Origin of the sequence: Achromobacter sp. GD03932, assembly GCF_029839485.1 — a bacterium.
In the GTDB taxonomy this organism is placed as follows: Bacteria; Pseudomonadota; Gammaproteobacteria; order Burkholderiales; family Burkholderiaceae_B; genus Achromobacter; species Achromobacter bronchisepticus_A.
On record NZ_JAOCAT010000045.1, the window covers coordinates 38404 to 45594 of the forward strand.

At 65.2% G+C, this 7191-nt stretch carries 6 protein-coding genes; 5 read left to right on the top strand and 1 reads right to left on the bottom strand.

The features are described from left to right. Position 1: 1 nt before the first annotated feature. The 3 genes from N5C88_RS29075 to N5C88_RS29085 are packed head-to-tail and all read left to right on the top strand — an operon-like array spanning position 2 to position 4162. The gene (locus N5C88_RS29075; RefSeq protein WP_118933329.1) at positions 2-1282 is read left to right on the top strand and encodes a TRAP transporter large permease subunit; all 1281 of its coding nucleotides are present in this window, start codon (positions 2-4) and stop codon (positions 1280-1282) included. A 22-nt stretch (positions 1283-1304) separates the two neighbouring features. Beyond that, entirely contained in the window at positions 1305-2321 is a 1017-nt protein-coding gene (locus tag N5C88_RS29080; protein WP_280016730.1) for a TRAP transporter substrate-binding protein, read from the top strand. 59 nt (positions 2322-2380) lie between these two features. Beyond that, a complete protein-coding gene (locus N5C88_RS29085; protein WP_280016731.1) occupies positions 2381-4162 on the top strand; it encodes an IlvD/Edd family dehydratase in 1782 nt (593 codons plus the stop codon). A 9-nt stretch (positions 4163-4171) separates the two neighbouring features. On the opposite strand, the gene N5C88_RS29090 is transcribed toward N5C88_RS29085, so the two are convergent. After that, on the bottom strand, positions 4172-4567 hold the full coding sequence (locus N5C88_RS29090) for a YbaN family protein (protein WP_251880894.1): 396 nt from the start codon (positions 4565-4567) through the stop codon (positions 4172-4174). Positions 4568-4769: 202 nt separating this feature from the next. On the opposite strand from N5C88_RS29090, the gene N5C88_RS29095 reads away from it, so the two are divergent. After that, entirely contained in the window at positions 4770-6266 is a 1497-nt protein-coding gene (locus tag N5C88_RS29095; protein ID WP_059380509.1) for a methyl-accepting chemotaxis protein, read from the top strand. Positions 6267-6376: 110 nt separating this feature from the next. Beyond that, the gene (locus N5C88_RS29100) at positions 6377-7015 is read left to right on the top strand and encodes a LysE family translocator (RefSeq protein ID WP_280016732.1); all 639 of its coding nucleotides are present in this window, start codon (positions 6377-6379) and stop codon (positions 7013-7015) included. Positions 7016-7191 lie beyond the last annotated feature (176 nt).

A 7191-nucleotide genomic window follows, 5' to 3' on the forward strand; every position in this document is an offset into this window, starting at 1 on the left:
AATGATCCTGACCGTCTTCCTGCTCGTGCTGCTGGGGCTGATCGCCCTCGGCATGCCTATCGCCTTCGCGCTGCTGCTCAGCGCGATCGCCATGATGTTCCAGCTGGACTTTTTCGATACCCAGATCCTGGCGCAGAACATGCTGTCTGGCGCCAACAGCTTCACCCTCATGGCGGTGCCGCTTTTCATGCTGGCCGGCGAACTGATGAACGCCGGCGGCATTTCGCGCCGCATCGTCAATCTGGCCAGCACCTTCGTGGGCCACATCCAGGGCGGCCTGGGCTATGTCGCCATCTTCGCCAGCGTGCTGCTGGCCGCGCTGTCCGGCTCGGCCGTGGCCGACGCCGCGGCGCTGGGCTCACTGCTCATCCCCATGCTGCGCGAAAGAGGCTACGACGCGGGCCAGGCCTCGGGGCTGATCGCGGCCGGCGGCATCATCGCGCCCATCATTCCGCCCTCGATCTCGTTCATCATCTTCGGCGTCGCCACCAACGTGTCGATCACCAAGCTGTTCTTCGCCGGCATCGCGCCCGGGCTGATGATGGGCCTGACCCTGGTTGCGGTCTGGACCTGGGTGGCGCGCAAGCACGGCAGCATCAAGCCCTCGCCGCGCGAGCCGTGGAGCAAGCGCTGGAAGGCGCTGCGCGAATCGCTGTGGGCCCTGATGTTGCCCGTCATCATCATCGGCGGCCTGCGCGGCGGCATCTTCACGCCGACCGAGGCAGCCGTCGTCGCCGCGGTCTACGCGTTGCTGGTGAGCCTGTTCGTCTACCGGGAAATCAGCGTGCGCGACCTGGCGCCGCTCTTCATCAACGCCGCCAGTACCACCGCCATCGTCATGTTCCTGGTGGCCGCCGCCATGGTCTCGTCCTACATGATCACCCTGGCCGACATGCCGCAGGACCTGATCGCGCTGCTGGAACCCGTACTGGACCAGCCCAAGCTGCTGATGTTCGCCCTGCTGGTGCTGCTGACGCTGGTAGGCACGGTGATGGACCTGACGCCCACCATCCTGATCCTGGCGCCGGTGCTGATGCCGGTAGTCACCAAGGCCGGGATCGACCCGGTCTATTTCGGCGTGATGTTCGTCATGGTGGGTTGCGTGGGCCTGCTGACGCCGCCGGTGGGCACCGTGCTCAACGTGGTCTGCGGCGTCGCCCGCATCAATATGGAAACCATCTGCAGGGGCGTGTGGCGCTACGTCGTCGCCTACACGCTGCTGCTGGTCCTGCTGGTGATCTTCCCCGAGCTGATCACCGTCCCCGCACGCTGGATGCATTAGAAAAACCCCAAGGAGGAGCACCATGATCACCCGTTTCAAGACCCGCATGCTTGTCCTGGCGACGGCGCTGTCCTGCGCTATCGCCGGCGTCCCGTCCGCCGCCGACGTCAAACCGCGCCTGATCCGTTTCGGCTACGGCCTGAACGAGGAAAGCGTCCAGGGACGCGCCGCGCGCCACCTGGCGCAGGAGCTGGAAAAAATCAGCGGCGGCAAGCTCAAGATGAAGACCTTCGGCTCGGCCAACCTGGGCTCGGACGAACAGATGCAAAGCGCGCTGGTGGGCGGCGTGCAGGAAATGATGGTGGGATCCACCGCGCCCCTGGCCGGCATGGTCAAGGAGTTCGGCGTGTTCGACCTGCCCTTCCTCTTCAACAGCGAAAAGGAAGCGGACGCCGTGCTGGACGGCCCGATGGGTCAGGACATGCTGAAGAAGCTGGAAGCCAAGGGCATCGTCGGCCTGGTCTATTGGGAAAACGGCTTTCGCAACATGACCAATTCCAAGCGCCCCATCGCGCGCGCGGAAGACCTGCAAGGCATCAAGCTGCGCGTGATGCAGAACCAGATCGCGCTGGGCGTCTTCAACACGCTGGGCGCCAACGCCGTGCCCATGCCGTTCTCCGAACTGTTCACCGCGCTGGAAACCCGCACCGTGGACGGCCAGGAAAACCCCATCACCACCATCCAGAGCAGCAAGTTCTACGAGGTGCAGCCCTATCTGACCATTACCCGCCACGTCTACACGCCCTGGGTGGTGCTGGCGTCCAAGAAATGGTGGGACACCCTGTCGCCGGAAGAACAGAAGCTGATCCGCCATGCCGCCGCGTCCTCGCGCGACTTCGAACGCCAGGACAGCCGCGCCGATTCGCAGAAGGCCATGACCACGCTGGAGAAGGCTGGCATGAAGATCAATACGGTATCGCCCGAAGAGATCGCGCGCATGCGCCAGAAGGTGCAGCCGGTGGTCGACAAGTACACGCAGGACCTCGGCCCCGAGCTGGTCAAGCAGCTCAACGACGAAATCCAGAAGGCGCGCAACTAGGCCTTTTGCGGCCCGGACGCGCGCCGGGCCGCCACGCAACCGCTGTAAACGAGAATCCCATGTCCCAGACTCCCCGCAAACTGCGCAGCCAGAAGTGGTTCGATGATCCGGCGCACGCCGACATGACGGCCATCTATGTCGAGCGCTATCTCAACTACGGCCTGACGCGCCAGGAACTGCAATCGGGGCGGCCGATCATCGGCATCGCCCAGACCGGCAGCGACCTGGCGCCCTGCAACCGGCATCACCTGGCGCTGGCCGAGCGCATCAAGGCCGGCATCCGCGACGCGGGCGGCATCCCCATGGAGTTTCCCGTGCACCCGCTGGCCGAACAGGGCCGGCGCCCCACCGCCGCGCTGGACCGCAACCTGGCCTACCTCGGCCTGGTCGAGATCCTGCACGGCTATCCGCTGGACGGCGTGGTCCTGACGACCGGTTGCGACAAGACCACGCCCGCCTGCCTCATGGCCGCGGCCACCGTCGACATTCCCGCCATCGTGCTGTCCGGCGGACCGATGCTGGACGGCTGGCACGACGGCCAGCGCGTCGGCTCCGGCACCGTCATCTGGCATGCGCGCAACCTGATGGCCGCGGGCAAGCTGGACTACGAAGGCTTCATGACGCTGGCCACGGCGTCGTCGCCATCCATCGGCCACTGCAACACCATGGGCACGGCGCTGTCGATGAACTCGCTGGCCGAAGCGTTGGGCATGTCGCTGCCCACCTGCGCCAGCATTCCCGCGCCCTACCGCGAACGCGGCCAGATGGCCTACGCCACCGGGCTGCGCATCTGCGACATGGTGCGCGAGGACTTGCGCCCGTCCCATATCCTGACGCGCCAGGCTTTCGAGAACGCCATCGTCGTGGCCTCGGCGCTGGGCGCCTCCAGCAACTGCCCGCCGCATCTCATCGCCATCGCCCGCCACACTGGCATAGACCTGAGCCTGGACGACTGGCAGCGCTTGGGCGAAGACGTGCCGCTGCTGGTCAACTGCGTGCCTGCGGGCGAGCATCTGGGCGAGGGCTTTCACCGCGCGGGCGGCGTCCCGGCGGTGTTGCATGAACTGGCGGCGGCCGGCCGCCTGCATACCGATTGCGGCACCGTGTCCGGCAAGACCATCGGCGAGATCGCGGCCACGGCCAAGACCAACAATGCGGATGTCATCCGCAGCTGCGACGCGCCGCTCAAGCACCGCGCGGGATTCATCGTCCTGTCCGGCAATTTCTTCGACAGCGCGATCATCAAGATGTCGGTCGTGGGTGAAGCCTTCCGCCGCGCCTACCTGTCGGAGCCCGGTTCGGAGAACGCCTTCGAAGCGCGTGCCATCGTCTTCGAAGGCCCGGAGGACTACCACGCGCGCATCGAAGACCCTGCCCTGAACATCGACGAGCATTGCATCCTGGTGATTCGCGGCGCCGGCACCGTGGGCTACCCGGGCAGCGCCGAAGTGGTCAACATGGCGCCGCCCTCGCATCTGCTCAAGCGCGGTATAGACTCGCTGCCCTGCCTGGGCGACGGCCGCCAGAGCGGCACCTCGGCCAGCCCGTCCATCCTGAACATGTCTCCGGAAGCTGCGGTGGGCGGAGGCCTGGCGCTATTGCGCACGGGCGACCGCATCCGTGTCGACCTGAACCAGCGTTCGGTCACCGCGCTGGTGGACGAAACCGAAATGGAACGCCGCAAGCTGGAACCGCCGTACCAGGCGCCGGCTTCGCAGACGCCCTGGCAAGAACTCTACCGGCAATTGGTCGGTCAGCTTTCGACCGGCGGCTGCCTGGAGCCTGCAACGCTGTACCTGAAAGTGGTGGAAACGCGGGGCGATCCCCGCCATTCGCACTGACGCTGGCGGCTATTGGGGGGCCTGGCCGCTGCCGGCTTGCGGCCCCTGCGGAGCCGGCCGCGTAACGACGTAGGCCGCGCTGGCCAGGAAAAACACGGCGACGGCGGCGGCCAGCATCCACGACGGATGCGCGCCCCACCAGAACAGCACGTAGCCCACGGCCATGCCCAGGCAGGCGTAGGTCTTGCCCTTGCGCGACACGGCGCCCTGGTCCCGCCAGGCGCGCAGCGCGGGACCGTAGGTCGGGCTATCCAGCAGCCACTTCTCCAGCCGCGGCGAAGAGCGCGAAAAGCAGGCGACCGCCAGGATCAGGAATATGGTCGTCGGCATGACGGGCAGAAACGCGCCGATCACACCCAATGCCAGCATCAGGCAACCCAGGCAGAGCCACAGTACTCTCATCATGATGGGCAGCAGGATATCCCAGGTTTTCCAGTCGCTTCAAACGCGCTGCGCAAGTCGGCGGCGGCGCTCCGACGCCCCGGCCCGGTCGGTGGCGTATTTGGGACAAATATGAATAAATTGGAATATATATTCACAAATTGGAATTATTGAATAAAAATCGTACGTGCGCGGGGTTCCGCGCTTTCCGTCGCGAGGAAATGCCATGCGCAACGCAAGCGATTTGCTGGAAGACTCGTACCGCCGGACCGACCGGGCGATGTTGCCCCTGCTCTGGCTGCTGTTCGCCGTCGGATTGTGCATGGCCCCGCAGTACGGGCGTTGGGGCGCCGCCATCGCAGTCGGCCTGGCCGGCGCAGGCATTCCCTCGCTGCTGATACTCTGGCGACCCGGCCGGCTGAGCACGCGTTTGACCGTCGCCTGTGGCCTGATGGTGCTGGCCGCGCTCCATATCCATTTGATGTCCGGCATGGCCGAGATTCATTTCGGCATCTTCGTGCTGCTCTCGCTGCTCCTGGCCTATCGCGACTGGCGCACGATCCTGTGCGCGGCAGTGGTCATCGCGCTGCACCACCTGTCGTTCAATTTCCTGCAACAGTGGGGCTACGGGACGATCTGCTTCACGGAACCCAGTCTGCCCATGGTGCTTCTGCATGCGGTCTACGTGGTGGTGCAGGCCGCCGCGCTGGGCTGGCTGGCCTGGAAAATGGAGCGGGCCGCGGTAGCAGCCGAGGAACTGGCCCGGCTCAGCGCGCATATAGGCCGCGAGGCCGGCGTGTTCGACTTGCGCTTCGGCGGCTTGAGCATGGATAGCCGCCTGGGGCAGAGCTTCAAAGCCACGATGGATGCCGTGCACCGGACCATGAGCGGGGTCCGGACCACCGCAACCGCCCTCTCGGCAGCGTCGCGCGACATCATGCAGGACAACCAGCAACTGGAGGAACGCACCCGCACCCAGGCCGATTCGCTGCAGCGCACCGTGACATCCATGCGCGACCTGGCGGCGAACGTCCACGACAACGCCACCAATGCGCAGCATGCCCGTGAACTGAGCGACGAAGCCCGGCGCATCGTCGACACCGGCAGCACGGCTGTCGCCGGCGTCGCGGCCGTGATGGGAGAAATCCAGCAAGAGGCCAAGAAGATTTCCGAGATTACCGGCTTGATCGACAGCATCGCCTTCCAGACCAACATCCTCGCCTTGAACGCGGCGGTGGAAGCGGCCCGCGCCGGCGAAAGCGGACGTGGCTTCGCCGTCGTGGCCACCGAGGTGCGCGCGCTGGCGCAACGCAGCGCCAGCGCCGCGCGCGAAATCCGCGGCCTGATCGACGGTTCGCTGACCAAGACCGGCGACGGTTTCCGCCAGGCCGACCATGCCGCCCACGTGATCCGCGAAGTCGTGGCCAGTATCGAGCGCGTGGCCGGCATCGTCAGCCAGATCGGCGACGCGGGACGCGCGCAGGCCACGGACATCGACGAAGTCAACCAGGCGGTGACCCAGATGGACGAGCTGACCCGGCAGAATGCGGCCCGGGTCGCGCAAGCCGCGGACGCCTCTACCGCCTTGCAAACACAGGCGGCCGAACTGTTGCAAGCCGTGGGCGTGTTTCGCCTGCGGGATGAGCCGTCGCCGCCAATACAGGCAGCGCCGCGGGTGACGCATCAGGGGCTCGCCGCGTCGGCGGCGCTGGCAGGCGGCTGATACAAAAACTGCAAGACGTCTGCCAGCGGCAGGCGCTGCGCCGTCCTTTGCAGGGTCCGGCTTTCGTGGAAGAATCAAAGCCTCCCGCGGCTTCAGCCTCCCAAACGATCATGACTCCTCTCGCATCCATACTCGCGATTCTCGGTGCACTGTGGCTCGGAGCCATGTTGCCCGGGCCAAGTTTCATCATCGTCGCGCGCAAGGCCATCGGCCAGTCCCGCTGGGACGGCCTGGCCTCGGCCTTCGGCATGGGCGCAGGCGGCATGCTGTTCGCCGGCCTGGCGCTAGCGGGCCTGTATTCTCTGCTGCAAAGCGTGGAATGGCTTTATGTCACGCTGAAAATCGCAGGCGGCGCCTATCTGCTTTACATCGCTGGCCGGATCTGGCGTAGCGCCAAGCAACCTTTCGCCTTGCCCGGTGGCGCCGCCGTGGCCTCTCGCAATGGACGGAGTTCCTTCTGGATCGGACTGACGACCCAGTTAAGCAATCCCAAAACTGCGATCTGGTATGGAAGCATTTTCGCCGCGTTGCTGCCCCAGCACCCGCCGGCATGGATTTACTTCGCGCTGCCGCCGCTGGTATTCCTGGTCGAGTTCGGCTGGTATGCCATCGTGGCGCTTTGCTTTTCGACCAAAGGCCCGCGAGAAGTTTATTTGCGCGCGAAGAAATGGATAGATAGAGGTGCCGCAGGCGTCATTTCCGCGCTGGGGTTGCGCCTTATCCTGAACGCGCCCAAGAATGGGCTGTAATCTGAAGACGCGTTAATCATTGCACCAGGCCTTCGATTCCCCGCATTTTGCGAGCTGAAAACAAAAAAAGCCGCCAGATCACGGATCTAGCGGCTTTCTCTTTGCCGTGCTTGACAGCACTTTGCAGGAATTTGGTAGGCGGTATTGGAAGAGGAAGCGCGGCGCAAGGCTTTGAT

Excerpts from the sequence above, each read along its gene's own strand:
- N5C88_RS29090 (WP_251880894.1), bottom strand. The coding sequence starts at position 4,567 with ATGATGAGAGTACTGTGGCTCTGCCTGGGTTGCCTGATGCTGGCATTG.
- N5C88_RS29100 (WP_280016732.1), top strand. The coding sequence starts at position 6,377 with ATGACTCCTCTCGCATCCATACTCGCGATTCTCGGTGCACTGTGGCTC.
- N5C88_RS29080 (WP_280016730.1), top strand. The coding sequence starts at position 1,305 with ATGATCACCCGTTTCAAGACCCGCATGCTTGTCCTGGCGACGGCGCTG.
- N5C88_RS29085 (WP_280016731.1), top strand. The coding sequence starts at position 2,381 with ATGTCCCAGACTCCCCGCAAACTGCGCAGCCAGAAGTGGTTCGATGAT.
- N5C88_RS29075 (WP_118933329.1), top strand. The coding sequence starts at position 2 with ATGATCCTGACCGTCTTCCTGCTCGTGCTGCTGGGGCTGATCGCCCTC.
- N5C88_RS29095 (WP_059380509.1), top strand. The coding sequence starts at position 4,770 with ATGCGCAACGCAAGCGATTTGCTGGAAGACTCGTACCGCCGGACCGAC.